The organism is Salmonella sp. SA15303, from assembly GCF_029962125.1.
In the GTDB taxonomy this organism is placed as follows: Bacteria; Pseudomonadota; Gammaproteobacteria; order Enterobacterales; family Enterobacteriaceae; genus Salmonella; species Salmonella enterica.
In genome coordinates this window covers 560,118-584,785 of sequence record NZ_CP123924.1, presented here as the reverse complement: position 1 = coordinate 584,785, position 24,668 = coordinate 560,118, and the positions used below count along the sequence as shown (strand labels likewise).

Here is a 24,668-nt window from a genome sequence, read left to right as displayed (position 1 = left end):
TTCTAAGGATTTTGGATTGCAACAAGGCGGCAAGCTCGTAAATCCCCGGGAGCATAGATAACTATGTGACCGGGGTGAGCGAGCGCAGCCAACGCCGTTGCGGCCCAAAAGACGACGAAGATTAAGCGATGGTACGTTGGATCTCGATAATTTCGAATACTTCAATCATATCGCCAACGCGAACGTCGTTGTAGTTCTTCACGCCGATACCACATTCCATGCCGTTACGGACTTCGTTAACGTCATCTTTGAAGCGGCGCAGGGATTCCAGCTCGCCTTCATAGATAACCACGTTGTCGCGCAGTACGCGGATTGGGTTATGGCGTTTAATCGTACCTTCGGTAACCATACAGCCCGCGATCGCGCCGAATTTCGGCGATTTGAACACATCGCGCACTTCAGCCAGACCGATGATCTGCTGTTTCAGTTCCGGAGACAGCATACCGCTCATCGCCGCTTTCACTTCGTCGATCAGGTTATAGATGACGGAGTAGTAACGCAGATCCAGGCTTTCGGATTCGATCACTTTACGCGCAGAGGCATCAGCACGAACGTTGAAGCCAACCAGAATGGCGTTAGATGCCGCCGCCAGGGTCGCGTCGGTTTCGGTGATACCACCTACGCCAGAACCGATGATCTTCACTTTCACTTCGTCGGTAGACAGTTTCAGCAAGGAGTCGGAAATCGCTTCCACGGAACCCTGTACGTCAGCCTTCAGCACGATGTTCACTTCGTGAACTTCGCCTTCGGTCATGTTGGCGAACATGTTCTCGAGTTTAGATTTCTGCTGACGAGCCAGTTTAACTTCACGGAATTTACCCTGACGATACAGAGCAACTTCACGCGCTTTCTTCTCGTCACGAACGACGGTCACTTCGTCACCGGCAGCCGGAACGCCGGACAGGCCGAGGATTTCCACCGGAATGGACGGACCCGCTTCCAGCACTTCCTGACCCAGTTCGTTACGCATCGCACGCACGCGACCGTATTCGAAGCCACACAGCACGATATCGCCCTTATGCAGCGTACCTTCACGAACCAGCACGGTAGCCACCGGACCACGACCTTTATCCAGGAAGGATTCGATCACCGCACCGCTCGCCATACCTTTACGTACCGCTTTCAGTTCCAGAACTTCGGCCTGCAGCAGGATAGCGTCCAGCAGTTCGTCGATACCGGTACCTGCTTTCGCAGACACGTGAACGAACTGGCTCTCGCCGCCCCACTCTTCCGGCAGAATGCCGTACTGGGACAGTTCGTTCTTAACGCGATCCGGATCGGCTTCCGGCTTATCGATTTTGTTCACCGCAACCACGACCGGCACACCTGCCGCTTTCGCGTGCTGGATAGCTTCGATAGTCTGCGGCATCACGCCGTCGTCTGCCGCTACCACCAGAACCACGATATCCGTTGCCTGGGCGCCGCGAGCACGCATAGAAGTAAATGCGGCGTGACCCGGGGTATCCAGGAAGGTGATCATCCCGTTGTCAGTTTCAACGTGGTAAGCACCGATGTGCTGGGTAATGCCGCCCGCTTCGCCAGAGGCTACTTTCGTGGAACGAATGTAGTCCAGCAGAGAGGTTTTACCGTGGTCAACGTGGCCCATGATGGTCACAACCGGTGCGCGCGGTTCAGCCGCAGCGCCGGTATCACGGTCGCTCATTACCGCTTCTTCCAGTTCGTTTTCACGACGCAGGATAACTTTGTGGCCCATCTCTTCGGCAACCAGTTGTGCGGTTTCCTGGTCGATAACCTGGTTGATGGTGGCCATAGCACCCAGCTTCATCATCGCTTTGATGACCTGAGAGCCTTTAACCGCCATCTTGTTCGCCAGTTCGCCAACGGTGATGGTTTCACCGATCACCACGTCACGGTTAACGGCCTGAGCGGGCTTCTGGAAGCCTTGCTGTAAAGAAGACCCTTTACGCTTGCCGCCTTTACCGCCGCGAACCGCAGCACGCGCTTCTTCGCGATCGGCTTTGGATTCGGCATGTTTGCCTTTTTTCGCCGGACGCGCCGCTTTTGCATTACGGCCACGACCACGACCGCCTTCTACTTCACGATCGTTTTCGTCTTCGGCCTGGCGCGCGTGCTGAGAAGTGGTGACATGATAGTCACTGGTGTCTTCTACTGGCTCAGGCGTTGCGGTCCATTTGTTTTCTTCCGCCATGCGGCGAGCTTCTTCTGCTACACGACGCGCTTCTTCTTCGAGTTTGCGACGTGCTTCTTCTTCCGCTTTACGCTTCAGCTCTGCAGCTTCATTCTCACGGCGGGCTTTTTCGGCCTGGGCGGTTTTGGTCATATCGTCAGTCTGTTGATTGCTCACTTTGTCTTTTTCCGCAGCTTCACGTTTCGCTTTTTCAGCGGCTTCACGCTTAGCTTGTTCTGCGGCCTCGCGTTCAGCTTTTTGTTGCGCCTCGCGTTTGGCCTGTTCTTCTGCCTCACGACGGGCTTGCTCTTCCGCTTCACGCTGCGCCTGCTCTTCCGCGGCCAGGCGTTCAGCCTCTTGCGGATCGCGTTTCACAAAGGTGCGCTTCTTGCGGACTTCGATTTGTACCGATTTACTTTTTCCACCGGTACCTGGAATATTCAGGGTGCTGCGCGTTTTACGCTGCAGCGTCAGTTTATCGGGACCAGAAACCGCTTCGCGGTTCAGGTGCGCCAGTAAAGTCTGTTTTTCTTGTGCGGACACAGAGTCGTCAGCAGATTTCCGGATACCTGCATCAGCAAACTGCTGTACCAGGCGATCCACGGAAACCTGTCTCTCTGCGGCCAGCGCTTTTAGGGTTACATCTGTCATGCTGTTCCTTCCTGCTACAGTTTATTACGCTTCGTCGCCGAACCAGCAAATATTACGGGCAGCCATAATCAGCTCACCGGCTTTTTCGTCGGTCAACCCTTCGATATCAGCCAGATCATCAATGCCCTGGTCGGCGAGATCTTCCAGCGTACAAACACCACGAGCCGCCAGTTTGAAAGCCATATCGCGATCTAATCCTTCCAGATTCAGCAGATCGTCAGCCGGTTTGTTATCACCGAGGCTTGCTTCCTGGTCCTGCGCCAGAGTGGCCAGTGCGTTTTTAGCACGCTCGCGCAGTGCTTCAACGGTCGGCTCATCAAGGCCGTCAATTTCCAGCAGTTCTTTCATTGGCACATAGGCCAGTTCCTCGAGCGTGGAGAAACCTTCTTCTACCAGAACGGTCGCGAACTCTTCATCAATATCAAGATATTTAGTAAAGATCTCGATAGCTGCATGTGCTTCAGCCTGATGTTTAGCCTGCAAGTCATCAACGGTCATTACGTTGAGTTCCCAGCCGCTCAATTGCGAAGCCAGGCGGACGTTCTGACCATTACGTCCGATCGCCTGCGCCAGATTACCGGCTTCAACGGCGATATCCATGGTATGTTTATCTTCGTCCACCACGATAGACGCGACGTCTGCCGGCGCCATCGCATTAATGACGAACTGCGCCGGGTTATCATCCCACAGCACGATATCAATACGCTCACCGCCCAGTTCGGTAGAGACCGCCTGAACGCGCGCGCCGCGCATCCCCACGCAAGCGCCGACCGGATCGATACGTTTATCGTTGGTTTTCACTGCGATTTTCGCACGAGAACCCGGATCGCGAGCCGCCGCTTTAATTTCAATCACTTCTTCGCCGATTTCCGGCACTTCGATGCGGAACAGTTCGATCAGCATTTCCGGCTTGGAACGGGTGACGAACAACTGCGCGCCACGCGCTTCCGGTCGAACAGCATACAGCACGCCGCGAATACGGTCGCCAGGGCGGAAGTTTTCGCGCGGCAGCATATCTTCACGCAGAATCACCGCTTCAGCGTTACCGGCCATCCCTTCGGATTTAATTTCCAGAGAGATATTGTCGCGGTTCACTTTCTTCACCACGCCAGTGACGATTTCGCCTTCCTGGTCGCGGAACTGATCGACAACCATCGCCCGTTCAGCTTCACGGACCTTCTGCACGATAACCTGTTTCGCAGTCTGCGTGGTGATACGGTCAAAGGTGACAGATTCAATCTGATCTTCAACATAGTCGCCGACATTCAGGCTTTCGTCTTCAAAACGCGCCGCTTCCAGCGTAATTTCCTTCGTCGGCATGGTCACTTCTTCAACGATCAACCAACGGCGGAAAGTATCAAAATCACCGCTTTTACGATCGATTTCTACACGAACATCGATCTCCTGCTCATATTTTTTCTTTGTTGCTGTCGCCAGCGCACTTTCCAGCGCTTCAAAAATTTTTTCGCGTGGCAGCGCTTTTTCGTTGGAGACGGCTTCAACAACAGCCAAAATTTCTTTGTTCATCGCGGGCTTTTCACCTCATCCAGACTGTTAAAAGTGGGGAACCAGGTTCGCCTTCTGGATATTACTCAGCGCGAACACTTCATCTTTGCCTTCGACTGTGACGGTAATCATTTCACCGTCCACCGCTTTGATAATGCCCTGCCACTTGCGACGGTTCTGTACCGCCATGCGAAGAACCAGCGCGACTTCTTCACCCTGGAAACGCGCATAATGATCGGCAGTGAACATAGGACGGTCGAGACCCGGTGACGAGACTTCAAGGTTGTAAGCCACGGAGATAGGATCTTCAACGTCCAGCACCGCGCTTACCTGGTGGCTCACATCAGCACAATCATCAACATTGATGCCATCTTCACTATCAATATAGATGCGCAGTGTGGATGTGCGACCGCGAATAAATTCGATGCCGACCAGCTCGTAGCCTAAGGCTTCAACTGGCGCTGTAATCATCTCTGTTAATTTTTGCTCTAATGTGGACAAGCCCACCCCCAAGACATAAAAAAAGGGCCTAAAGCCCAGTTATTCTGTAGTCAGATAACAAAAAACCCCGATAAATCGGGGCTTTAGATAACTGAACCCTATAACCGCAACGGCGGTCTGGTGTACCTTCCGAAAGAATTTTTTTCAAATCCAGCTACGAAGGACATAATCTTCACAGTATATTTGAAAAAGAACTCTAAGGGAAAGTGGTTGCGGGGGCCGGATTTGAACCGACGACCTTCGGGTTATGAGCCCGACGAGCTACCAGGCTGCTCCACCCCGCGCCTGAAACGTGGCAAATTCTACTCGTTTTGGGCAAAATTTGCAAATACTGCTGGGATTTGGTACCGAGGACGGGACGTAAAATCTGCGCACAGTATAGTGACCTGGCATGAGTTATGTCAACCCTATTCCCAATATGCAGATGAATGAATATCACTCTTCGTTATACTCATCCCACCTCTCCGGCTTATACACGCATGTCACAACGTTATTTCAGTAAACCTTCACTAAACGCTTCCTGTCTCTGCTAAAAGATGATTAAATGAAAACTCATTTATTTTGCATAAAAATGCACTAAAGCAGAAACCGATCTCATTATCAGTCAATCAAGCAGGGTTCTATTCTATGACGACGATTCTTAAGCATCTTCCAGCAGGTCAACGTATTGGTATCGCTTTTTCCGGCGGTCTGGACACCAGCGCCGCGCTGCTGTGGATGCGACAAAAAGGAGCTGTCCCATATGCCTATACTGCGAATCTGGGACAACCGGATGAGGATGACTATGACGCCATTCCTCGTCGCGCAATGGAGTATGGCGCAGAGAATGCTCGCCTGATTGATTGCCGCAAGCAGTTGGTTGCAGAAGGGATCGCAGCGATTCAGTGCGGCGCTTTCCATAATACGACTGGCGGACTGACCTATTTCAATACCACGCCGCTGGGCCGTGCCGTAACCGGCACGATGCTGGTCGCCGCGATGAAAGAAGACGGCGTGAATATCTGGGGCGACGGCAGTACCTATAAAGGCAACGATATTGAACGTTTCTATCGTTACGGCCTGCTGACGAATGCTGAATTACAGATTTACAAACCGTGGCTGGATACCGACTTTATCGATGAGCTGGGCGGCCGTCATGAGATGTCTGAATTTATGATTGCCTGCGGTTTCGACTATAAGATGTCAGTCGAAAAAGCCTACTCCACCGACTCCAACATGCTCGGCGCCACGCATGAAGCGAAAGATCTGGAGTTTCTTAACTCCAGCGTCAAGATCGTCAACCCGATTATGGGCGTGAAGTTCTGGGACGAGAGCGTGAAGATCCCGGCAGAAGTTGTGACCGTCCGCTTCGAGCAGGGTCACCCTGTTGCCCTGAACGGTAAAACCTTCAGCGATGATGTTGAGATGATGCTGGAAGCGAACCGCATCGGCGGCCGTCACGGCCTGGGTATGAGCGACCAAATTGAAAACCGCATCATTGAAGCAAAAAGCCGCGGTATTTATGAAGCCCCCGGAATGGCACTGCTGCACATCGCTTACGAGCGTCTGTTGACCGGTATTCACAACGAAGACACCATTGAGCAATATCACTCTCATGGTCGTCAGTTGGGCAAACTGCTGTATCAGGGCCGCTGGTTCGACTCGCAGGCGCTGATGCTGCGTGACGGCCTGCAACGTTGGGTCGCCAGCCAGATTACCGGTGAAGTGACGCTGGAACTGCGTCGCGGCAACGACTACTCCATCCTGAACACCGTGTCCGACAATCTGACCTATAAGCCAGAACGTTTGACCATGGAAAAAGGCGATTCCGTGTTCTCACCGGACGATCGTATCGGTCAGCTGACCATGCGTAATCTGGACATTACCGATACCCGCGAGAAACTGTTCGGCTACGCGAAAGCCGGTCTGTTAACCGCCTCTTCCGCGACCGGTCTGCCGCAGGTTGAGAATCTGGAAAACAAAGGCAAATAAGCCCGCGTCGTTGATGCAACAGGCCGCGAAAGCGGCCTTTTTTGTGAATATCACCCCAGGTTGATGCAAATGGCTGATTTGCCGGTTAATCTAACTGGACAACATTTCGCACCCTGTCAAAGCATTGTGCAGCCATGTCTTTTTCAGTCATCATTATATAGTCAATGCCCCCGCCAAAATCCGGCCCAGCGACAGCCAGTAATGCTGTTGTAGAATGAATTTCTTCATCCCAGCTAAAAAGCTGTCGCCACCTTGTATCATTTTGATTCAGTTCATCTTCCACACTACGTTGGAGAGGAATTGTCCACCCTCCCAGAAGATCGCCGGAATAGCAGGCATCAACTCGATACGGGTTATCCTGTTCGTAATCACTTAACGCGTCATACCATGATTCATACGCTTTCTGCTGCGTAACGCTTAACCCCTCGCAGACTGACGAAACACTGATAACGGAAAGAGGTTCCAGGCACTCAACCTGTGTACACAATTGCCATGGTTCACGAAATTCAATCTTATTGTAAAAAGCCAGCAAGTCATCTGGCACAGCTAGCGTGCTCAATGTATCTACCTCAACATCGTGCCAGAAAACAAAGGGCTGCCGATCTTCCCAGGTAACATCGACAAAGAAGCTCAATAACCCCCGCCTGGGAAGCAGTGGATCAAACCCCGGGAGTAACGCCAGGTCACTCAAGTTTAGTTGGGCAACGAAAGCAAGCGGAAAATCAACCAACTGATTCTCTATGCGGATGTCAATTTCGGTTAATAACCGCTGCTGCACTAACCGATACTTTTCCTCGTCAAAATCTTCCGCTGGCTGCCCAAGCAGCTTACGCCCTTCATTGAGCAGCTCATAACTCATTTTCATTTCATGAACAAACCTGGCATTTCGCGTTTTTTCAGCTTTCAGCTTTAGTACGCGAGATGTGGCATTAACCGATTTTTTTCGTATAGGCCAGCTTTGTCCTAATGGCCAGTCGGGTAGACCGCCCAACCGCGATGCCCCCACCTTTACTGTTTCCATATCCCGCAGACAACGTTTAAATGCAATAGCAGCACGTGCCTGTTGCACGACTTTCTCCTGAATAGCAGAGCTCAAATTGGATGTGCGCAATTCAGCAATCAATCCAGCACGATCGAAAAATAAACTCATTAATCTCTTCCTTAGATATTCGGCTCAGTGCAAAGGAAGATTAGATAAAACTACTTGAGCAAAAGATATGGAGGGGGATAACAGATACAAGCATTTCAGATTATAGCTGAGCAACTACTGGCTTCAATGAACGAAGATGATCTCGTAATCGGTGGAGTGAACCTGACGCAGGGAGATCACCAGAGAGGACATACATGAGTATGTATGTAGGGCTATCTCAACGTATTGACGGGGCCATGCCAGGGACGCGTGTAAGCGTGCTTCAACCTCCTCTCTGAGAGCAGTTTCAACAGACGAAAAAAAATACGCTTTTCAGCGTCTTTCTTTCGGAATATTGGTACCGAGGACGGGACTTGAACCCGTAAGCCCTATTGGGCACTACCACCTCAAGGTAGCGTGTCTACCAATTCCACCACCTCGGCACGGATACTGCTATTAGCGCGGGATATCGCTGGTCGGCTGGGCCGGTGCAGCAGGTTGAGTCTGCTCGGTCTTCGCCGGCGCGCTCAGATTTTCCCACTCGCTTCCTTTATTGGTTTTGTTGCTATTGATATTACCCAACACCAGACTGATGATGAAGAACAGCGTCGCCAATACCGCCGTCATTCGGGTCATGAAGTTACCAGAACCACTTGAACCAAATAGCGTAGCGGAAGCGCCTGCTCCGAAGGAGGCTCCCATATCAGCGCCTTTACCTTGCTGCAGCATGATCAGACCTACAAGGCCAATTGCCACAATAAGGAAAACAACTAAAAGAGCTTCGTACATAATCAACCTGTTCCTTGCGGAGTTGCCGCATACCAATGCTTCTACCAATAAAGCGGGATTTTTACTGTTTCCCACTGAAGCGGGTGTGAATACTAACCAAAGCGAATGACCTTCGCAAGGGCAATTTAAGCGCATTGTATCAACTGCGGAAAAAAACAGCAAAAGCGTTGTTTTTTGCGGGCCGTAAGGCGGCAACCGCCGCCTTTTTAGTCACTTAAACGCTTAAACGGCTTTTACCGCATCCGCGATACGATGGGCGAATGCCGTAACCTGCGCTTCATCCTCGCCTTCCACCATCACGCGAATCAGCGGTTCGGTACCGGATTTACGTAGCAGTACCCGCCCACGATTGCCGAGCGTGGCTTCTACGTCCGCCGTTACCGCTTTCACCGCTTCATTTTCCAGCGGATCGCCGCTACCGGCGGTGTAACGCACGTTAACCAGAATCTGCGGGAACATTTTCATACCGCTGCACAGATCGTGCAGACTCATATGATTACGCACCATCGCCGCCAGAACTTGTAGCCCCGCTACAATACCGTCGCCAGTGGTCGTTTTATCCAGCAGAATAACGTGACCAGAGTTTTCCGCGCCGATGCGCCAGCCTTTTTCCTGCAATTTTTCCAGCACGTAGCGGTCGCCCACTTTCGCCCGGGCAAACGGAATGCCAAGCTGCTTGAGCGCCAGCTCCAGCCCCATATTGCTCATCAGCGTCCCCACCGCGCCGCCGCGCAGTTGCCCCTGGCGCAGCCCTTCGCGCGCGATGATATACATGATCTGATCGCCATCGACTTTATTGCCTTCATGGTCAACCATGATGACCCGGTCGCCGTCGCCGTCAAGCGCGATGCCGAGGTCCGCCTTCTCCGCCAACACGCGCGCCTGCAACGCGCGCACGTCGGTCGCGCCCACTTCTTCGTTAATGTTGACGCCGTTTGGCTCACAGCCAATAGCGATAACGGTCGCGCCCAGCTCGCGCAGCACATTCGGCGCGATATGGTAGGTAGCGCCGTTGGCGCAATCCACAACCACTTTCAGGCCATTGAGGCTCAGTTCGTTCGGGAAGGTGCCTTTACAGAACTCAATATAGCGTCCGGCGGCATCGACGATGCGGCTCGCTTTCCCCAGCTCGGCGGAGTCTACGCAGGTGATCTCTTTTTCCATTTCGGCTTCGATGGCTTCTTCCACATCGTCAGGCAGTTTCGTACCGTCGATAGAGAAGAATTTAATGCCGTTATCATAGAACGGGTTATGCGAAGCCGAGATAACGATACCCGCCTCCGCGCGGAAAGTCCGCGTCAGATAGGCGACGGCTGGCGTTGGCATAGGTCCGGTAAACGAGGCCGACAGTCCCGCAGCGGCAAGGCCCGCCTCCAGCGCGGACTCCAGCATATAGCCGGAAATACGCGTATCTTTACCGATAATGATTTTACGCGAGCCATGACGCGCCAGCACTTTTCCGGCAGCCCAACCCAGTTTAAGCACGAAATCAGGTGTTATGGGGGCATTGCCTACACGTCCGCGAATCCCATCGGTACCGAAATATTTACGATTACTCATAGCGTTTGTTTCCCTTTGCAGACAGAGTGGCTTCCACCACCCGCATTGCCTCTACGGTTTCTTTGACGTCATGGACGCGAATGATCTGCGCGCCCTGCATCGCGGCAATTACCGCGCACGCAAGGCTACCGTTCAGACGGTCTGATGGTCCCACGTTAAGTAACTGACCAACCATCGTTTTACGTGACATGCCCACCAGCAGCGGCAGGTTAAAATGATGAAACTCACCCAGTCGCGCCAGTAAGGTATAATTGTGAGAGAGATTTTTACCGAAACCGAATCCTGGGTCGAGCAACAATTTCTCTTTTGCGATGCCGGCCTTCTCACAACGTGCTATTTGCTCAATAAAGTAGCGATTCACCTCGGCAAAGACATCGTCATATTTCGGCGCCTCCTGCATGGTTTTGGGGTTGCCCTGCATGTGCATAAGACTGACCGGCAAGCCGGTTTCCGCTGCCGCTTCCAACGCGCCGGGTTCGGAGAGTGAACGGACATCATTGATAATATGCGCGCCCGCCCTTGCCGCTTCACGGATCACCTCGGGTTTAGAGGTATCCACAGAAATCCACACTTCAAAACGTTGCGCGATTGCTTCCAGTACCGGAATAACGCGATCCAGCTCTTCTTCCACGCTCACTTCTGCCGCGCCTGGTCGCGTTGATTCCCCCCCCACATCAATAATTGTCGCCCCGGCATTCACCATTAAATTCGCATGTTTCACCGCCTCAATCAGCGTGTTATGCGCGCCGCCGTCGGAGAACGAATCCGGCGTTACGTTCAGGATACCCATAACATGCGGATGAGTGAGATCGAGCGTGGCGCCCTGAGCGAAGAGTTTCATGGTCAAAATCCCTGTTTTATTTATGGTGAGTTAAAAAAAGAAAAACCCCGGGGCAAGCCCCAGGGTTTCGGTGAGCGCTAAACATAATGTTGTACAACAAACGTTTATTTGTCGCCCAGCTGCTCTGACATCGTGTTGCCCGGGTTCGGCGTGCGTGGTTCATCAACCGGACGCGGCGCCTGAGGCGTACCATTGCTGTCAGAGTTATTGGTGCCGTTTGGATCTTCCCAGCCCGCAGGCGGACGCACTTCACGACGCGCCATCAGGTCATCAATCTGCGGCGCATCGATGGTTTCATATTTCATCAGCGCATCTTTCATCGCGTGCAGAATATCCATATTGTCAGTCAGGATCTGACGAGCGCGATTGTAGTTACGTTCAATCAGCGCTTTCACTTCCTGGTCGATGATACGCGCAGTTTCATCAGACATATGTTTCGCTTTTGCGACGCTACGGCCGAGGAATACTTCGCCCTCTTCTTCCGCATACAGCAACGGACCGAGTTTCTCCGAGAAGCCCCACTGGGTGACCATGTTACGCGCCAGGTTAGTCGCGACTTTAATGTCGTTCGACGCGCCGGTAGAAACATGCTCAACGCCGTAGATAATCTCTTCCGCCAGACGACCGCCGTACAGCGTGCTGATTTGGCTTTCCAGCTTCTGACGGCTGGCGCTGATCGCGTCGCCTTCAGGCAGGAAGAAGGTCACGCCCAGCGCACGACCGCGCGGGATAATCGTCACTTTGTGCACCGGATCGTGTTCCGGCACCAGGCGACCGATAATCGCGTGGCCCGCTTCGTGGTACGCGGTCGACTCTTTCTGCGCTTCCGTCATCACCATGGAGCGACGTTCGGCGCCCATCATGATTTTGTCTTTCGCTTTCTCGAACTCAACCATCGACACAACGCGCTTGTTACCACGAGCTGCAAACAGCGCCGCTTCGTTGACCAGGTTCGCCAGGTCCGCACCGGAGAAGCCCGGCGTACCGCGCGCAATGATCGCCGCATCAATATCCGTCGCTAACGGTACGCGACGCATATGCACCTTCAGAATCTGCTCACGACCGCGCACATCCGGCAGGCCTACCACCACCTGACGGTCAAAACGGCCTGGACGCAGCAGCGCCGGGTCCAGAACGTCCGGACGGTTAGTTGCGGCGATAACGATGATACCTTCGTTACCTTCGAAGCCGTCCATCTCAACCAGCATCTGGTTCAACGTCTGCTCACGTTCATCGTGACCGCCGCCCAGACCAGCGCCACGCTGGCGACCTACGGCGTCGATTTCATCGATGAAGATAATGCACGGCGCCGCTTTCTTGGCCTGTTCGAACATGTCACGCACACGAGACGCGCCGACACCGACGAACATTTCCACAAAGTCAGAACCGGAAATCGTAAAGAATGGCACCTTCGCTTCACCCGCAATGGCTTTTGCCAGCAGGGTTTTACCGGTACCCGGCGGGCCGACCATCAGGACACCTTTCGGAATTTTACCGCCCAGCTTCTGGAAACGGCTCGGTTCACGCAGGTATTCAACCAGTTCCGCCACTTCTTCTTTCGCTTCGTCACAACCCGCGACGTCAGCAAACGTGGTTTTGATCTGATCTTCCGTCAGCATACGCGCCTTGCTCTTACCGAACGACATGGCGCCTTTGCCACCGCCGCCCTGCATCTGACGCATGAAGAAGATCCAGACGCCGATCAGCAACAGCATCGGGAACCAGGAAATGAAGATAGAAGCCAGCAGGCTTGGCTCTTCAGGTGGTTCGCCAACAACCTTGACGTTTTTAGTCAGCAGGTTATCAAGCAGCTTCGGATCATTAATCGGAATGTAAGTCGTGTAACGGTTACTATCTTTCTTGGTAACGTTGATCTCACGTCCGTTGATACGCGCTTCGCGAACCTGGTCCTGATTGACCTCTTGCAGGAAGGTAGAGTAATCCACCTTACGGCCATTAGACTCGCTGGGCCCAAAGCTCTGGAATACTGACATCAGCACAACGGCAATGACCAGCCAGAGTATTAGGTTTTTCGCCATGTCACTCAAGGGATTAACCTCTTATTACAACTGTGTTAAAAACAGCGTCAGGATACTCTATATCCAGTTTCTTTCAAACCTTACGTCTGAAATCTGCCGGTTATCACTTTCGCCCGGTCGCTACAATGTACACTTCACGCGAACGCGCACGCGAAGAGTCCGGCTTACGAACTTTAACCTTCGTAAACAGGGAGCGAATTTCCCTTAGATACTCATCGAAACCTTCGCCCTGGAACACCTTCACTACAAAACTTCCGCCTGGCGCCAGCACATCGCGGCACATCTCTAACGCCAGCTCCACCAGATACATGGCGCGGGGGATATCCACCGCCGGTGTTCCGCTCATGTTTGGTGCCATATCCGACATGACAACTTGTACTTTACTGTCACCCACGCGTTCCAGTAACGCTTTCATGACAAGTTCATCACGAAAATCGCCCTGAAGAAAGTCCACACCAACGATAGGATCCATAGGTAAAAGATCACAAGCGATGATGCGGCCTTTGCCGCCAATCTGCGTGACCACATACTGTGACCAGCCTCCTGGCGCAGCGCCGAGATCGACTACCGTCATTCCCGGCTTAAAAAGTTTGTCACTTTGCTGTATTTCATCAAGTTTAAACCAGGCACGGGAGCGTAGCCCCTTTTTCTGCGCCTGTTGAACATATTTATCGCTAAAGTGTTCCTGAAGCCAGCGGCTTGAGCTGGCAGAACGCTTTTTACCTGTCATTTAACTTTCCCGTCGGGGCAGTTCATCGTAGCCAATGGCGTAAATTTCTACACGCCTATTTGGCGATATAAGGGAGATGGCGGTAGAATGACCCGTTTTCAATCCCAACGTAAGCAAAAATATACGATGAATCTGAGTACTAAACAAAAACAGCACCTAAAAGGTCTGGCACATCCGCTCAAGCCTGTTGTTATGCTTGGCAATAATGGTTTGACCGAAGGGGTACTGGCCGAGATTGAACAAGCGTTAGAGCACCATGAACTTATCAAGGTGAAAATCGCCTCGGAAGATCGCGAAACAAAAACCTTGATCGTGGACGCTATCGTGCGCGAAACCGGCGCCTGTAACGTACAGGTCATCGGTAAAACGCTGGTGCTGTATCGCCCAACTAAAGAGCGTAAAATCTCGCTGCCGCGTTAAGGATATCCTAAAGTCGAACACAAAATCTGTGTAAAACGAGGGGTTTTCCACGAGCAGGAGAGCAAAATGCCACGCTCTCTCCGTTGATAAAAGGCCGCTATGCGGCCTTTTTCCTTTCTTTACAATACACCAACAATTTGCGTATTGAGTACTGCTTAAAGGTATTCCACTTTAAGCACTTCGTATTCCACATCGCCGCCAGGCGTTTTGATCACCACGACGTCATCCTGCTCTTTGCCGATCAGGCCGCGAGCGATTGGCGAGTTTACCGAAATGAGATTTTGCTTAAAATCCGCCTCATCGTCGCCAACAATGCGGTAGGTCTGCTCTTCGTCGGTGTCCAGGTTCAGCACCGTGACGGTAGCGCCGAAAATCACGCGACCATTGTTCGGCATTTTAGTGACATCAATCACCTGCGCATTCGACAGTTTTGCTTCGATATCTTTAATGCGCCCTTCGCAGAAACCCTGCTGTTCGCGTGCAGCATGATACTCCGCGTTTTCTTTTAAATCGCCATGTTCGCGCGCTTCGGCGATAGCGGCGATGATTTCAGGACGGCGCACAGATTTCAGAAAATCCAGCTCTTCGCGCAGTTTTTCGGCTCCGCGTAAGGTCATCGGAATAGCTTGCATTTGTTATACCTCTTGAACATTCCTGTAGGGGGCAATGAACTCTACCCCGGCTGCTAAGCCAGCCCCGGCATATGCCATACCAGGGTCAGAAGCAAAAAAACACCAACCCGGGCGCGCAGTCCCAGGTCAGCTACAATTTCCTCTTTGATAACCATTTTACCCTGGAGTTCCCTATGGGTCATCGTTTACTTTTTAGGGCGTTGCGCCGTAGTATGACGGCTTGTTTCCAGGGTGTTAGCGCGAGATTATGCGATTTTCCAGATTTATCATCGGATTGACCACCAGTATAGCGTTCAGCGTTCAGGCCGCGAATATTGACGAATACATCAAACAGCTTCCGGCCGGCGCCAACCTCGCGCTGATGGTGCAAAAGATTGGCGCGCCCGCGCCGGCTATTGATTATCATAGTCAGCAGATGGCGCTTCCCGCCAGTACCCAAAAGGTGATTACCGCGCTGGCGGCGCTGATTCAACTCGGCCCGGATTTCCGTTTTACGACCACGCTGGAGACTAAAGGCAACGTCGATAACGGCATCCTGAAAGGTGACGTAATTGCGCGCTTCGGTGGCGATCCAACGCTAAAACGTCAGGATATTCGCAATATGGTCGCGACGCTGAAAAAGTCCGGCGTCACGCAAATCGACGGCAATGTGCTTATCGACACGTCGATTTTCGCCAGCCACGATAAAGCGCCAGGCTGGCCGTGGAACGACCTGACGCAGTGTTTCAGCGCGCCTCCCGCCGCCGCCATTGTTGACCGCAACTGTTTTTCTGTGTCGCTTTATAGCGCGCAAAAACCAAACGATTTAGCCTTTATTCGCGTGGCCTCTTATTATCCGGTAACGATGTTCAGCCAGGTACGGACTCTACCGCGCGGTTCGGCAGACGCGCAGTATTGCGAGCTGGATGTTGTGCCTGGCGATTTGAACCGTTATACGCTTACCGGCTGTTTACCACAGCGCGCCGACCCGCTGCCGCTGGCCTTTGCTATTCAGGACGGCGCCAGCTACGCGGGTGCGATCCTCAAGCAGGAACTGAAAGAGGCCGGGATAACTTACCGCGGCACGCTGCTGCGCCAGACGCAGGTTAACGAGCCCGGAACGATCGTCGCCAGTAAACAGTCGGCGCCACTGCACGATCTGCTTAAGATTATGCTGAAAAAGTCAGACAACATGATCGCCGATACTGTTTTTCGGATGATTGGTCATGTCAGGTTTAACGTGCCTGGCACCTGGCGGGCGGGATCGGATGCCGTTCGCCAGATCCTGCGCCAACAGGCGGGAATTGATATCGGCAATACCATTATTGCCGACGGTTCCGGTCTTTCTCGCCATAATCTGATCGCTCCCGCCACGATGATGCAGGTGCTGCAATATATCGCCCAACACGATAACGAGCTGAACTTTATCTCTATGCTGCCGCTGGCGGGCTATGATGGTTCATTACAATACCGCGCCGGGCTGCATCAGGCGGGCGTAGACGGTAAGGTTTCAGCGAAAACCGGATCACTGCAGGGCGTGTATAATCTGGCGGGCTTTATTACCACCGCAAGCGGGCAACGGATGGCATTTGTACAATATTTGTCCGGCTACGCGGTTCCACCTGCCGATCAGCGTAATCGCCGAATCCCGCTGGTACGCTTCGAGAGTCGGTTGTATAAGGATATTTATCAGAATAACTGAGTGCATTTATTGCCGGATGGCGGCGCTAACGCGTCTTATCTGGCCTACAAAGAACATAATAAAACGGGCCGCAAATGCGGCCCGTTGGCTTTTGTAGGCCGGATAAGCGTAAGCGCCATCCGGCTACGAGATTAACGTTTGTAGATGAACTCGACGCCTTCTTCGTCGTCTTCATCCCAGTCGTCATCCCAGTCATCGTCTGCGTCTTCTTCCACTTCAGCCAGCTGCTGGCGATGATAATCGTCCCACATGAACTCGACTTTTTCCGGCTGTTTTGCTTCTTCAGCCTGCGCGATCGGATTCTCGATGATAAAGGTCATCACATCCCAGCAGAGATCTTTCACCCCCAGCTGACTGGCAGCGGAAATCAGATAGTATTTCCCTTCCCAGCCCAACGCTTCGGCGATCGCTTTCGCTTTCTCTTCCGCTTCGGTTTTATCCATCAGATCGATCTTGTTGAACACTAACCAGCGCGGTTTAGCCGCCAGATCCTGGCTGTATTTTTCCAGTTCGCCAATAATGATACGGGCGTTTTCCACCGGATCGGAACCGTCGATCGGATCGATATCAATGAGGTGCAGCAGTACGCGGCAACGTTCGAGGTGCTTCAGGAAGCGAATCCCCAGGCCTGCGCCTTCCGCCGCGCCTTCGATCAACCCCGGAATGTCGGCCACCACAAAACTCTTTTCGCTGTCCATACGTACCACGCCCAGGCTCGGCACCAGCGTGGTAAACGGATAGTCCGCGACTTTCGGTTTTGCTGCCGATACCGCACGAATGAACGTTGATTTACCAGCGTTTGGCATCCCCAGCATCCCGACATCCGCCAGCAGCATCAGTTCCAGCAGCAGGTCGCGCTTATCGCCCGGCGTACCATTGGTTTTCTGGCGCGGCGTACGGTTAACCGAGGATTTAAAACGGGTATTGCCTAACCCATGCCAGCCGCCCTTCGCGACCAACAGACGCTGACCGTGTTTGGTCATGTCGCCCATCGTTTCACCGGTTCCCTGGTCGATAACGCGCGTACCGACCGGCACTTTGATGGTCACGTCTTTACCGCGTTTACCGGTACAGTCGCGGCTCGCGCCATTCTGACCACGTTCAGCGCGGAACGATTTTTCAAAGCGGTAATCGATCAGCGTATTCAGGTTTTCATCGGCTTCCATCCAGACGTCGCCGCCGTCGCCGCCATCACCGCCGTCCGGGCCGCCTTTCGGGATATATTTTTCGCGGCGGAAGCTCACACAGCCATTACCGCCATCGCCTGCAACGACCAGAATCGATGCTTCATCAACAAACTTCATTTTATTCTCCGTAAATCATTCGCCTGAGCGGGGTTGCGAAACCACCGTTTCATGCTTGCGTAAACCGCCCCAAATACGATGACCAATGGCGGAATACATCGCGCCCGCAACCACGACAAACGCACCGAGATAACCTAAAAGGTTTAACATCGGTCTGGCGAAGAAATCGGGCCAGGCCATAGATAAAAGATCTGAAAACAGCAGGGTAAATAGCGGTGTAAGCGTGATTATCGCGCTCACCTGCGCCGCCTGCCAACGCGCCATCGCTTCCGCCAGGGCGCCATATCCTACCAGCGTATTTAGCCCGCAGAAAATCAAACAGGCGAGCTGCCAGTCGCTCAGTTGCGCTATCACCATCGGTTTTGCCAGCGGCAAGAGCGCTATCGTACATAAAGTGTACAGTAAAAACAGGATCTGCTGCGAGGCCAGACGTCGCAATAATACTTTTTGCGCCACGCCATAGCTCACCCACACCATCGCCGCGCCTACGCCAAAAATAACGCCCCAGGTGTAGTCGGTCAGTCGGGTAAAAATCTCGATCAGACTGGTGTTAAAAAACATCACCAGCCCGCTCAATAACATCAGCGCGCCAATCACCTGCGTACCGCGCATCTTTTCTTTCAGAATAAAGACGCTGGCGACCATCATGCCAACCGGCGAGAGCTGGCCGATAACCTGCGACGCGGTTGGGCTTAAATATTGCAGGGAAGAACTGAACAAAATGAAATTACCGAACAGTCCGCAGGTCGCTATCGCCAATAACACCAACCAGCGCGGCTTACGAAAAATACGCAGCGGCGGCAGCTTTCTTTTTACTGCCAGTATCGCCCCGAGGCCAATACTGGCCATTAAGAAGCGGTAGAAGACAATGGTTGAAGGCTCCATCACCTCCAGCACTTGCTTCATTGCTATTGGCAACGCTCCCCAGCACATCGCGGTAGTGAGCGCTAAAAGAATGCCAATGCCTGCCTGCTGCTTCATGCCGTGTTCCCTGCAAAGACCCGTTAACGGCATTCGCACAGCCACACGGGTATATTTTAGTCGGCCATCGAATGTAAAAAGCCCCGCAACAGGTGCGGGGCTTTCATCCGTTACCGGACCACAAAAAACTTACTCAGCAACGATGCTGATGTATTTACGGTTTTTCGGGCCTTTAACTTCGAATTTCACTTTACCGTCTGCTTTAGCAAACAGAGTGTGGTCACGACCGCAACCAACGTTGGTGCCAGCGTGGAATTTAGTACCACGTTGACGAACGATGATGCTGCCTGCCAGAACTGCTTCACCGCCAAAACGTTTTACGCCCAGACGTTTAGCTTCAGAATCGCGACCGTTACGAGTCGAGCCGCCAGCCTTTTTATGTGCCATTTAATCTGCTCCCCTAATCTTAAGCGCTGATGCCGGTAATTTTCACATCAGTGAACCACTGACGATGGCCCTGCTGCTTACGGTAGTGTTTACGGCGACGAAACTTAACGATTTTAACTTTCTCGCCACGACCGTGGGCAACAACTTCAGCTTTGATTACGCCGCCATCAACGAAAGGAACGCCGATTTTGACTTCTTCACCGTTTGCGATCATCAGAACTTCAGCGAACTCGATAGTTTCGCCAGTTGCGATGTCCAGCTTTTCCAGGCGAACGGTCTGACCTTCGCTTACTCGGTGTTGTTTACCACCACTTTGGAAAACCGCGTACATAAAAAACTCCGCTTCCGCGCACACCTTTCAATGATTCAGAGCGCGCTATAAATATTCACAATAGGGCGCGAATATTACGCAAATTGCACGGCTTTGACAAGTGCTACCATCAATACATGAAGAAAAAAAACACAACGCATACGGTAACGTTTATCTGCGGCGTTTTTTCAGTACAATCAGGGTATATTTCTAACCATAAACCCTACGTTACCTCATTCAGACATGGGATAATCGGGGCGATAAGCCCGGCTTTTGCGATGAATTTAGAAAAAATCAACGAGTTAACCGCGCAAGATATGGCGGGTGTCAATGCGACAATCCTTGAACAGCTTAATTCCGACGTTCAACTGATTAATCAGCTAGGATATTACATTATTAGCGGCGGCGGAAAACGCATTCGTCCGATGATTGCCGTTCTTGCCGCGCGCGCGGTGGGTTATCAGGGTAACGCGCACGTGACTATCGCCGCTCTGATCGAGTTTATCCACACGGCGACGCTGCTACATGATGATGTGGTGGATGAATCCGATATGCGTCGCGGCAAAGCGACGGCAAATGCCGCTTTCGGTAATGCCGCCAGCGTGTTGGTCGGCGACTTTATCTATACCCGCGCCTTCCAGATGATGACCAGCCTCGGCTCGTTAAAAGTGCTGGAAGTGATGTCGGAAGCGGTCAACGTGATTGCAGAAGGCGAAGTGCTGCAATTGATGAACGTGAATGACCCGGACATTACCGAAGAAAATTACATGCGGGTGATTTACAGTAAAACGGCCCGTCTGTTCGAAGCTGCCGCCCAGTGCTCCGGTATTCTCGCTGGTTGTACGCCTGAGCAAGAGAAAGGGTTGCAGGACTATGGTCGCTACCTTGGTACGGCTTTCCAGCTCATTGACGATCTGCTGGATTACAGTGCCGACGGCGAGCATCTCGGTAAAAATGTGGGTGATGACCTCAATGAGGGCAAACCTACCTTACCGTTGCTTCACGCCATGCGCCACGGTACGCCAGAACAGTCAGCGATGATCCGTACCGCTATTGAACAAGGTAATGGCCGTCATCTTCTGGAACCGGTTCTGGAAGCGATGACCACCTGCGGCTCGCTGGAATGGACGCGTCAGCGAGCGGAAGAAGAAGCCGACAAAGCGATATCCGCGTTGCAGATATTGCCGGATACCCCATGGCGTGAGGCGCTAATCGGTCTCGCACACATCGCGGTGCAGCGCGATCGTTAATGCCGTTCTCTTATCCCGCGTACTGCGCGGGATATCCCATTAAGTTCTAATAAACTCCAGATACCCTATCGCCTGTTTTTCACATACTCATCCAGGATTTCCCCTGGCATATTCTGAATATTGCCGCCACTTACATGAACTTTTTAGAACATTCCTTCACGAAGCGTTATAGTATCGAACGTCGTCGGGTTGTTAAAACCGTAAGTGATTAATCTAAGGAGTGATGGATGTATGGAAAGCAAGCTTATTGACTGGCATCCGGCCGATATCATTGCCGGACTACGTAAAAAAGGGACTTCAATGGCCGCTGAGTCACGTCGGAATGGATTGAGTTCATCCACGCTGGCCAATGCATTAACGCGCCCATGGCCGAAAGGAGAGTTGATTATCGCGAAAGCATTGGGAACGGAACCCTGGGTTATTTGGCCATCGCGTTATCACGATCCGCGCACGCATGAGTTTATCGACAGAACGCGGCTTATGAGAGCGCGTAATAAAAACAAACAGAATGTAGAGTAAGTGCCTGTAAAACAACCCCCGCATCGCGTTCGCGGGGGTTGTTCAGCGTACAGAAGGTTATTCGCCTTTCACGCGTTCAATATTCGCGCCTAGCGCGCGCAGTTTGTCTTCGATGCGCTCATAACCGCGATCGATGTGATAAATGCGATCCACAATCGTCGTGCCTTCCGCAATACAGCCCGCCAGCACCAGGCTCGCAGATGCCCGCAGATCTGTCGCCATGACCTGGGCGCCAGAGAGCGTTTCTACGCCATGGCATATGACGGTATTGCTTTCAATTTCCGCACGCGCGCCCATGCGGCTGAGTTCAGGCACGTGCATAAAGCGGTTTTCAAAGACGGTTTCAGTGATAAAGCCCGTCCCTTCCGCCACCAGGTTCAGCAACGTGAACTGCGCCTGCATATCGGTCGGGAATGCCGGGTGCGGCGCGGTACGGACATTGACCGCCTTCGGTCGTTTGCCGTGCATGTCCAGACTAATCCAGTCCTCGCCCACTTCGATATCCGCGCCAGCATCGCGCAGTTTCGCCAGTACCGCGTCCAGAGTGTCCGGTTGCGCGTTACGGCAGAGGATTTTGCCGCGAGAGATCGCTGCCGCCACCAGGAAAGTCCCCGTTTCGATACGATCCGGCAGCACACGATAAACGCCGCCGCCCAGACGCTCTACACCCTCGATCGTAATACGATCGGTGCCCTGCCCGGCGATCTTCGCCCCCAGCGTAACCAGGAAGTTAGCGGTGTCGACAATTTCCGGCTCGCGCGCGGCGTTTTCAATGATGGTCGTCCCTTCCGCCAGCGTAGCGGCGCACATAATGGTGACGGTCGCGCCGACGCTGACCTTATCCATCACGATATGCGCCCCTTTAAGACGCCCTTCTACGGAGGCCTTTACGTAGCCCTCTTCCAGCTTGATGGTCGCACCCAGTTGTTCCAGACCGGTAATATGCAGATCAACCGGACGCGCGCCGATAGTACAGCCCCCCGGCAGAGAGACTTGTCCCTGACCAAAACGGGCAACCAGCGGCCCCAGCGCCCATATCGAGGCGCGCATGGTCTTAACCAGATCATAAGGCGCGCAGAACACGTTCACCTGGCTGGCGTCAATGTGTACCGATCCATTGCGTTCCACTTTCGCGCCTAATTGGCTCAGGAGCTTCATCGACGTATCCACGTCTTTCAGTTTTGGAACGTTTTGGATCTCTACCGGTTCTTCTGCCAGCAGAGCGGCGAACAGGATCGGCAGCGCGGCGTTTTTGGCGCCGGAAATTGTGACTTCGCCCTGGAGCGTCGTTGGCCCCTGTACACGAAATTTATCCATTATTGTATTCTCAGTTAAGCATTCATCTCCGCTACCGGCAGGTTACCCGTAGCTTAAAATCCGTTAAGTTTACGATCGCGCGCCCATTCCGCCGGGGTATATGCTTTGATCGATACGGCATGGATACGGTTGTCCGCAATGTACTCCATTAGCGGCCCATAGACCGTTTGCTGTTTCTTGACCCGGCTCATGCCGTCAAACATCTCGCCCACGGCAATAACCTGAAAGTGACTGCCATCGCCGGAGACGTGGACTTCCTGGAGGGAGAGGGCATTCATCAGCACACTCTGAATTTCATGATTTTCCATGGGTTCTTTATTCGTCAAATAGTGAAAACAGCCCAACATCTTAGAGCAAAGTCGCGCCGTCTTAAATAAGCAAAAGATTACGCTGATAAATCAGCGCGGTAAAAGTGCCGGATGGTGCTGCTAACGCAACTTATCCGGCCTACGGGGATCATGCGAAGTGTAGGCCGGATAAACCATCCGGCATTCATTACATACGGGGAAGTACGTCTTCGGGCAAGTTATATAATTGCGCCAGCGCGTAAACCTTGTCGTTAACGCCAGACAGCGACACGGCATTGCCCTGCTTTTTTGCCTGGTTCACAAGGTGCGCCAGCAGCGCCAGTCCCCCCGTATCTACCCTGGAGATCTGGCTCAGGTCGATACGGGTAACGCCATTCATCGCTTCTACGCGCGCGTCCCATAGCGGCGCCAACACGTCCTGATCCAGCTCTCCCGCCAGCACCAGAGTGTCCGCCTCACGCGTCCAGGTGAGTTGCGGCGTCATTACTGTTTCTCGTCCAAAGTAATTTTCTGTTGAGAGATAGATTTCAGTTGTGCGGTCAGGCCGTCGATGCCTTTAGTACGCAGCAGGTCGCTCCACTCATTTTGCTTGGTGGTGATCATGCTGACGCCTTCCGCAATCATGTCATACGCCTGCCAGTTGCCGGTCTGGGTGTTTTTTCGCCACTGGAAATCCAGGCGTACCGGCGGACGACCGTTGGGATCGATAATCGTTACACGGATAGGCACAATGGTCGCATCGCCCAGCGGTTGCTCAGGCGCTATCTGGTAAGTCTGACCGTGGTACATCGCCAGCGCCTGACCGTATGCCTGTTTCAGGTATTCGCGAAACGCTGCAAAATAGGCTTCACGCTGCGCCGGGGTCGCCTCTTTGTAGTAGCGGCCCAACACCAGCGCGCCGGCATATTTTACCTGCACGTACGGCAGAAGTTCCTGATCAACAACGTCTCGCAGGTAATCCGGATTGGCACGAATTTTCGGCTGTTCGTTTTTCAGGCGATCAAAAGTTTTCTGCGCCGCCTCGTTCATCAGTTTATAAGGATTGCTCTGATCCGCTGCCGTTGCTGCGCTTAATGGCGCAATGACCAGCAGGGCCACCATCATCAGTCGTTTAAACATGCCTCAATTCTCCTGAGATTATTTCGTTTCGCCCGCGGGCGTTGTGGCTTCAGTATGACCTTCCGTTGCGGCTGGCGCATCGCCAGAATTCTTATTGTCGTCGCCTTTGCTGTTATAAAGGAACTGGCCAATCATATCTTCCAGCACCATTGCAGACTTGGTGTCCTGAATCGTACTCCCATCTTTGAGGATAGACGTTCCCAGCTCAGGATCTTCAAAACCGACGTTTAATGCCAGATATTGCTCCCCCAGCAGTCCGGAAGTTCGAATACTCAACGAGCTGGTATCGGGAATATGGTTATAACGCTCTTCGATGTCGAGCGTTACGCGCGGCAGGTATGTTTTCGGATCAAGCGAGATATCTTCAACCCGCCCGACAACCACCCCGCCGATGCGTACCGGGGAACGCACTTTCAGACCGCCGATGTTATCGAAGGTCGCATAAACCTTATAGGTCGGCTCCGTGCGCATAGAGGTCACATTTGCCGCCTTCAGGCAAACAAACAGCGCCGCCAGCAACGCTACCAGCAAAAAAACGCCTACCCAAATTTCATTTTTTTTCGTTTGCATGAAC

General features: G+C 52.8%; 24 protein-coding genes and 2 tRNA genes. 5 read left to right on the top strand and 21 right to left on the bottom strand.

Annotated features, from left to right (window positions below; all coding sequences use genetic code 11):
* Positions 1 to 121: 121 nt before the first annotated feature.
* The 4 genes from infB to QEN31_RS02775 all read right to left on the bottom strand — a co-directional run bounded on the left by infB (position 122) and on the right by QEN31_RS02775 (position 5,091).
* A complete protein-coding gene (gene infB, locus QEN31_RS02790; RefSeq protein WP_000133064.1) occupies positions 122 to 2,800 on the bottom strand; it encodes a translation initiation factor IF-2 in 2,679 nt (892 codons plus the stop codon).
* Positions 2,801 to 2,824: 24 nt separating this feature from the next.
* Entirely contained in the window at positions 2,825 to 4,327 is a 1,503-nt protein-coding gene (gene nusA / locus QEN31_RS02785) for a transcription termination factor NusA (protein ID WP_001031038.1), read from the bottom strand.
* Between the two features lie 27 nt (positions 4,328 to 4,354).
* Positions 4,355 to 4,807 carry a ribosome maturation factor RimP gene (gene rimP / locus QEN31_RS02780; RefSeq protein WP_000105461.1) on the bottom strand — a complete coding sequence of 151 codons (453 nt, stop codon included), beginning with the start codon at positions 4,805 to 4,807 and terminating at the stop codon, positions 4,355 to 4,357.
* Between the two features lie 207 nt (positions 4,808 to 5,014).
* A tRNA-Met gene (locus QEN31_RS02775) sits at positions 5,015 to 5,091 on the bottom strand.
* A gap of 343 nt (positions 5,092 to 5,434) precedes the next feature.
* Between QEN31_RS02775 and argG the strand changes: the two genes are divergently transcribed.
* Positions 5,435 to 6,778 (top strand): argininosuccinate synthase, encoded by a 1,344-nt coding sequence (gene argG / locus QEN31_RS02770; protein ID WP_000207657.1) that lies wholly within the window; start codon positions 5,435 to 5,437, stop codon positions 6,776 to 6,778.
* An 85-nt stretch (positions 6,779 to 6,863) separates the two neighbouring features.
* Here argG and QEN31_RS02765 read toward each other — a convergent pair whose 3' ends face one another.
* The 7 genes from QEN31_RS02765 to rlmE form a co-directional block, all read right to left on the bottom strand.
* The gene (locus QEN31_RS02765) at positions 6,864 to 7,928 is read right to left on the bottom strand and encodes a DUF1963 domain-containing protein (protein ID WP_000051504.1); all 1,065 of its coding nucleotides are present in this window, start codon (positions 7,926 to 7,928) and stop codon (positions 6,864 to 6,866) included.
* A gap of 335 nt (positions 7,929 to 8,263) precedes the next feature.
* Positions 8,264 to 8,350, bottom strand: a tRNA-Leu gene (locus QEN31_RS02760).
* Positions 8,351 to 8,363: 13 nt separating this feature from the next.
* Positions 8,364 to 8,696: a preprotein translocase subunit SecG gene (gene secG, locus QEN31_RS02755; RefSeq protein ID WP_000272680.1), complete on the bottom strand. Its 333-nt coding sequence runs from the start codon at positions 8,694 to 8,696 to the stop codon at positions 8,364 to 8,366.
* Between the two features lie 222 nt (positions 8,697 to 8,918).
* On the bottom strand, positions 8,919 to 10,256 hold the full coding sequence (gene glmM / locus QEN31_RS02750; RefSeq protein WP_000071169.1) for a phosphoglucosamine mutase: 1,338 nt from the start codon (positions 10,254 to 10,256) through the stop codon (positions 8,919 to 8,921).
* The gene (folP, locus tag QEN31_RS02745) at positions 10,249 to 11,097 is read right to left on the bottom strand and encodes a dihydropteroate synthase (protein ID WP_000764711.1); all 849 of its coding nucleotides are present in this window, start codon (positions 11,095 to 11,097) and stop codon (positions 10,249 to 10,251) included. Before folP ends, glmM begins: the two co-directional genes overlap by 8 nt.
* A gap of 104 nt (positions 11,098 to 11,201) precedes the next feature.
* Entirely contained in the window at positions 11,202 to 13,136 is a 1,935-nt protein-coding gene (ftsH, locus tag QEN31_RS02740) for an ATP-dependent zinc metalloprotease FtsH (RefSeq protein ID WP_001107481.1), read from the bottom strand.
* A 103-nt stretch (positions 13,137 to 13,239) separates the two neighbouring features.
* Entirely contained in the window at positions 13,240 to 13,866 is a 627-nt protein-coding gene (gene rlmE / locus QEN31_RS02735; RefSeq protein ID WP_000145974.1) for a 23S rRNA (uridine(2552)-2'-O)-methyltransferase RlmE, read from the bottom strand.
* Positions 13,867 to 13,992: 126 nt separating this feature from the next.
* On the opposite strand from rlmE, the gene yhbY reads away from it, so the two are divergent.
* Positions 13,993 to 14,286, top strand: a complete 294-nt coding sequence (gene yhbY / locus QEN31_RS02730) for a ribosome assembly RNA-binding protein YhbY (RefSeq protein ID WP_001592995.1) — start codon at positions 13,993 to 13,995, stop codon at positions 14,284 to 14,286.
* A 155-nt stretch (positions 14,287 to 14,441) separates the two neighbouring features.
* On the opposite strand, the gene greA is transcribed toward yhbY, so the two are convergent.
* Positions 14,442 to 14,918, bottom strand: coding sequence for a transcription elongation factor GreA (gene greA / locus QEN31_RS02725; protein ID WP_001148008.1), 477 nt, complete (start codon positions 14,916 to 14,918; stop codon positions 14,442 to 14,444).
* Positions 14,919 to 15,165: 247 nt separating this feature from the next.
* On the opposite strand from greA, the gene dacB reads away from it, so the two are divergent.
* Positions 15,166 to 16,599 (top strand): serine-type D-Ala-D-Ala carboxypeptidase, encoded by a 1,434-nt coding sequence (dacB, locus tag QEN31_RS02720; RefSeq protein ID WP_001212680.1) that lies wholly within the window; start codon positions 15,166 to 15,168, stop codon positions 16,597 to 16,599.
* Between the two features lie 131 nt (positions 16,600 to 16,730).
* On the opposite strand, the gene cgtA is transcribed toward dacB, so the two are convergent.
* The 4 genes from cgtA to rplU all read right to left on the bottom strand — a co-directional run bounded on the left by cgtA (position 16,731) and on the right by rplU (position 19,602).
* Entirely contained in the window at positions 16,731 to 17,903 is a 1,173-nt protein-coding gene (gene cgtA / locus QEN31_RS02715; protein ID WP_000673556.1) for an Obg family GTPase CgtA, read from the bottom strand.
* Positions 17,904 to 17,918: 15 nt separating this feature from the next.
* Positions 17,919 to 18,884, bottom strand: a complete 966-nt coding sequence (locus tag QEN31_RS02710; RefSeq protein ID WP_000813052.1) for a DMT family transporter — start codon at positions 18,882 to 18,884, stop codon at positions 17,919 to 17,921.
* Positions 18,885 to 19,013: 129 nt separating this feature from the next.
* The gene (gene rpmA, locus QEN31_RS02705) at positions 19,014 to 19,271 is read right to left on the bottom strand and encodes a 50S ribosomal protein L27 (protein WP_000940593.1); all 258 of its coding nucleotides are present in this window, start codon (positions 19,269 to 19,271) and stop codon (positions 19,014 to 19,016) included.
* A 19-nt stretch (positions 19,272 to 19,290) separates the two neighbouring features.
* Positions 19,291 to 19,602 carry a 50S ribosomal protein L21 gene (gene rplU, locus QEN31_RS02700; protein WP_000271396.1) on the bottom strand — a complete coding sequence of 104 codons (312 nt, stop codon included), beginning with the start codon at positions 19,600 to 19,602 and terminating at the stop codon, positions 19,291 to 19,293.
* Between the two features lie 257 nt (positions 19,603 to 19,859).
* Between rplU and ispB the strand changes: the two genes are divergently transcribed.
* Both ispB and sfsB read left to right on the top strand, forming a co-directional pair.
* Positions 19,860 to 20,831, top strand: a complete 972-nt coding sequence (gene ispB / locus QEN31_RS02695; protein WP_001047354.1) for an octaprenyl diphosphate synthase — start codon at positions 19,860 to 19,862, stop codon at positions 20,829 to 20,831.
* A gap of 231 nt (positions 20,832 to 21,062) precedes the next feature.
* On the top strand, positions 21,063 to 21,350 hold the full coding sequence (sfsB, locus tag QEN31_RS02690; RefSeq protein WP_000444168.1) for a DNA-binding transcriptional regulator SfsB: 288 nt from the start codon (positions 21,063 to 21,065) through the stop codon (positions 21,348 to 21,350).
* 57 nt (positions 21,351 to 21,407) lie between these two features.
* Here sfsB and murA read toward each other — a convergent pair whose 3' ends face one another.
* The 5 genes from murA to mlaD form a co-directional block, all read right to left on the bottom strand.
* The gene (gene murA / locus QEN31_RS02685; RefSeq protein WP_000357288.1) at positions 21,408 to 22,667 is read right to left on the bottom strand and encodes a UDP-N-acetylglucosamine 1-carboxyvinyltransferase; all 1,260 of its coding nucleotides are present in this window, start codon (positions 22,665 to 22,667) and stop codon (positions 21,408 to 21,410) included.
* 53 nt (positions 22,668 to 22,720) lie between these two features.
* The gene (gene ibaG, locus QEN31_RS02680; protein WP_001518349.1) at positions 22,721 to 22,975 is read right to left on the bottom strand and encodes a BolA family iron metabolism protein IbaG; all 255 of its coding nucleotides are present in this window, start codon (positions 22,973 to 22,975) and stop codon (positions 22,721 to 22,723) included.
* 187 nt (positions 22,976 to 23,162) lie between these two features.
* Positions 23,163 to 23,459, bottom strand: a complete 297-nt coding sequence (mlaB, locus tag QEN31_RS02675; RefSeq protein ID WP_000188843.1) for a lipid asymmetry maintenance protein MlaB — start codon at positions 23,457 to 23,459, stop codon at positions 23,163 to 23,165.
* Positions 23,459 to 24,094, bottom strand: coding sequence for a phospholipid-binding protein MlaC (mlaC, locus tag QEN31_RS02670; RefSeq protein ID WP_000476475.1), 636 nt, complete (start codon positions 24,092 to 24,094; stop codon positions 23,459 to 23,461). The genes mlaB and mlaC overlap by 1 nt, the downstream gene beginning before the upstream one ends.
* Before the next feature lie 18 nt (positions 24,095 to 24,112).
* Entirely contained in the window at positions 24,113 to 24,664 is a 552-nt protein-coding gene (mlaD, locus tag QEN31_RS02665) for an outer membrane lipid asymmetry maintenance protein MlaD (protein ID WP_001193591.1), read from the bottom strand.
* Positions 24,665 to 24,668: the final 4 nt, after the last annotated feature.

Coding starts and splice junctions, on each gene's coding strand:
- infB (WP_000133064.1), bottom strand. CDS start 2,800: ATGACAGATGTAACCCTAAAAGCGCTGGCCGCAGAGAGACAGGTTTCC.
- nusA (WP_001031038.1), bottom strand. CDS start 4,327: ATGAACAAAGAAATTTTGGCTGTTGTTGAAGCCGTCTCCAACGAAAAA.
- argG (WP_000207657.1), top strand. CDS start 5,435: ATGACGACGATTCTTAAGCATCTTCCAGCAGGTCAACGTATTGGTATC.
- QEN31_RS02765 (WP_000051504.1), bottom strand. CDS start 7,928: ATGAGTTTATTTTTCGATCGTGCTGGATTGATTGCTGAATTGCGCACA.
- secG (WP_000272680.1), bottom strand. CDS start 8,696: ATGTACGAAGCTCTTTTAGTTGTTTTCCTTATTGTGGCAATTGGCCTT.
- glmM (WP_000071169.1), bottom strand. CDS start 10,256: ATGAGTAATCGTAAATATTTCGGTACCGATGGGATTCGCGGACGTGTA.
- folP (WP_000764711.1), bottom strand. CDS start 11,097: ATGAAACTCTTCGCTCAGGGCGCCACGCTCGATCTCACTCATCCGCAT.
- ftsH (WP_001107481.1), bottom strand. CDS start 13,136: ATGGCGAAAAACCTAATACTCTGGCTGGTCATTGCCGTTGTGCTGATG.
- rlmE (WP_000145974.1), bottom strand. CDS start 13,866: ATGACAGGTAAAAAGCGTTCTGCCAGCTCAAGCCGCTGGCTTCAGGAA.
- yhbY (WP_001592995.1), top strand. CDS start 13,993: ATGAATCTGAGTACTAAACAAAAACAGCACCTAAAAGGTCTGGCACAT.
- greA (WP_001148008.1), bottom strand. CDS start 14,918: ATGCAAGCTATTCCGATGACCTTACGCGGAGCCGAAAAACTGCGCGAA.
- dacB (WP_001212680.1), top strand. CDS start 15,166: ATGCGATTTTCCAGATTTATCATCGGATTGACCACCAGTATAGCGTTC.
- cgtA (WP_000673556.1), bottom strand. CDS start 17,903: ATGAAGTTTGTTGATGAAGCATCGATTCTGGTCGTTGCAGGCGATGGC.
- QEN31_RS02710 (WP_000813052.1), bottom strand. CDS start 18,884: ATGAAGCAGCAGGCAGGCATTGGCATTCTTTTAGCGCTCACTACCGCG.
- rpmA (WP_000940593.1), bottom strand. CDS start 19,271: ATGGCACATAAAAAGGCTGGCGGCTCGACTCGTAACGGTCGCGATTCT.
- rplU (WP_000271396.1), bottom strand. CDS start 19,602: ATGTACGCGGTTTTCCAAAGTGGTGGTAAACAACACCGAGTAAGCGAA.
- ispB (WP_001047354.1), top strand. CDS start 19,860: ATGAATTTAGAAAAAATCAACGAGTTAACCGCGCAAGATATGGCGGGT.
- sfsB (WP_000444168.1), top strand. CDS start 21,063: ATGGAAAGCAAGCTTATTGACTGGCATCCGGCCGATATCATTGCCGGA.
- murA (WP_000357288.1), bottom strand. CDS start 22,667: ATGGATAAATTTCGTGTACAGGGGCCAACGACGCTCCAGGGCGAAGTC.
- ibaG (WP_001518349.1), bottom strand. CDS start 22,975: ATGGAAAATCATGAAATTCAGAGTGTGCTGATGAATGCCCTCTCCCTC.
- mlaB (WP_000188843.1), bottom strand. CDS start 23,459: ATGACGCCGCAACTCACCTGGACGCGTGAGGCGGACACTCTGGTGCTG.
- mlaC (WP_000476475.1), bottom strand. CDS start 24,094: ATGTTTAAACGACTGATGATGGTGGCCCTGCTGGTCATTGCGCCATTA.
- mlaD (WP_001193591.1), bottom strand. CDS start 24,664: ATGCAAACGAAAAAAAATGAAATTTGGGTAGGCGTTTTTTTGCTGGTA.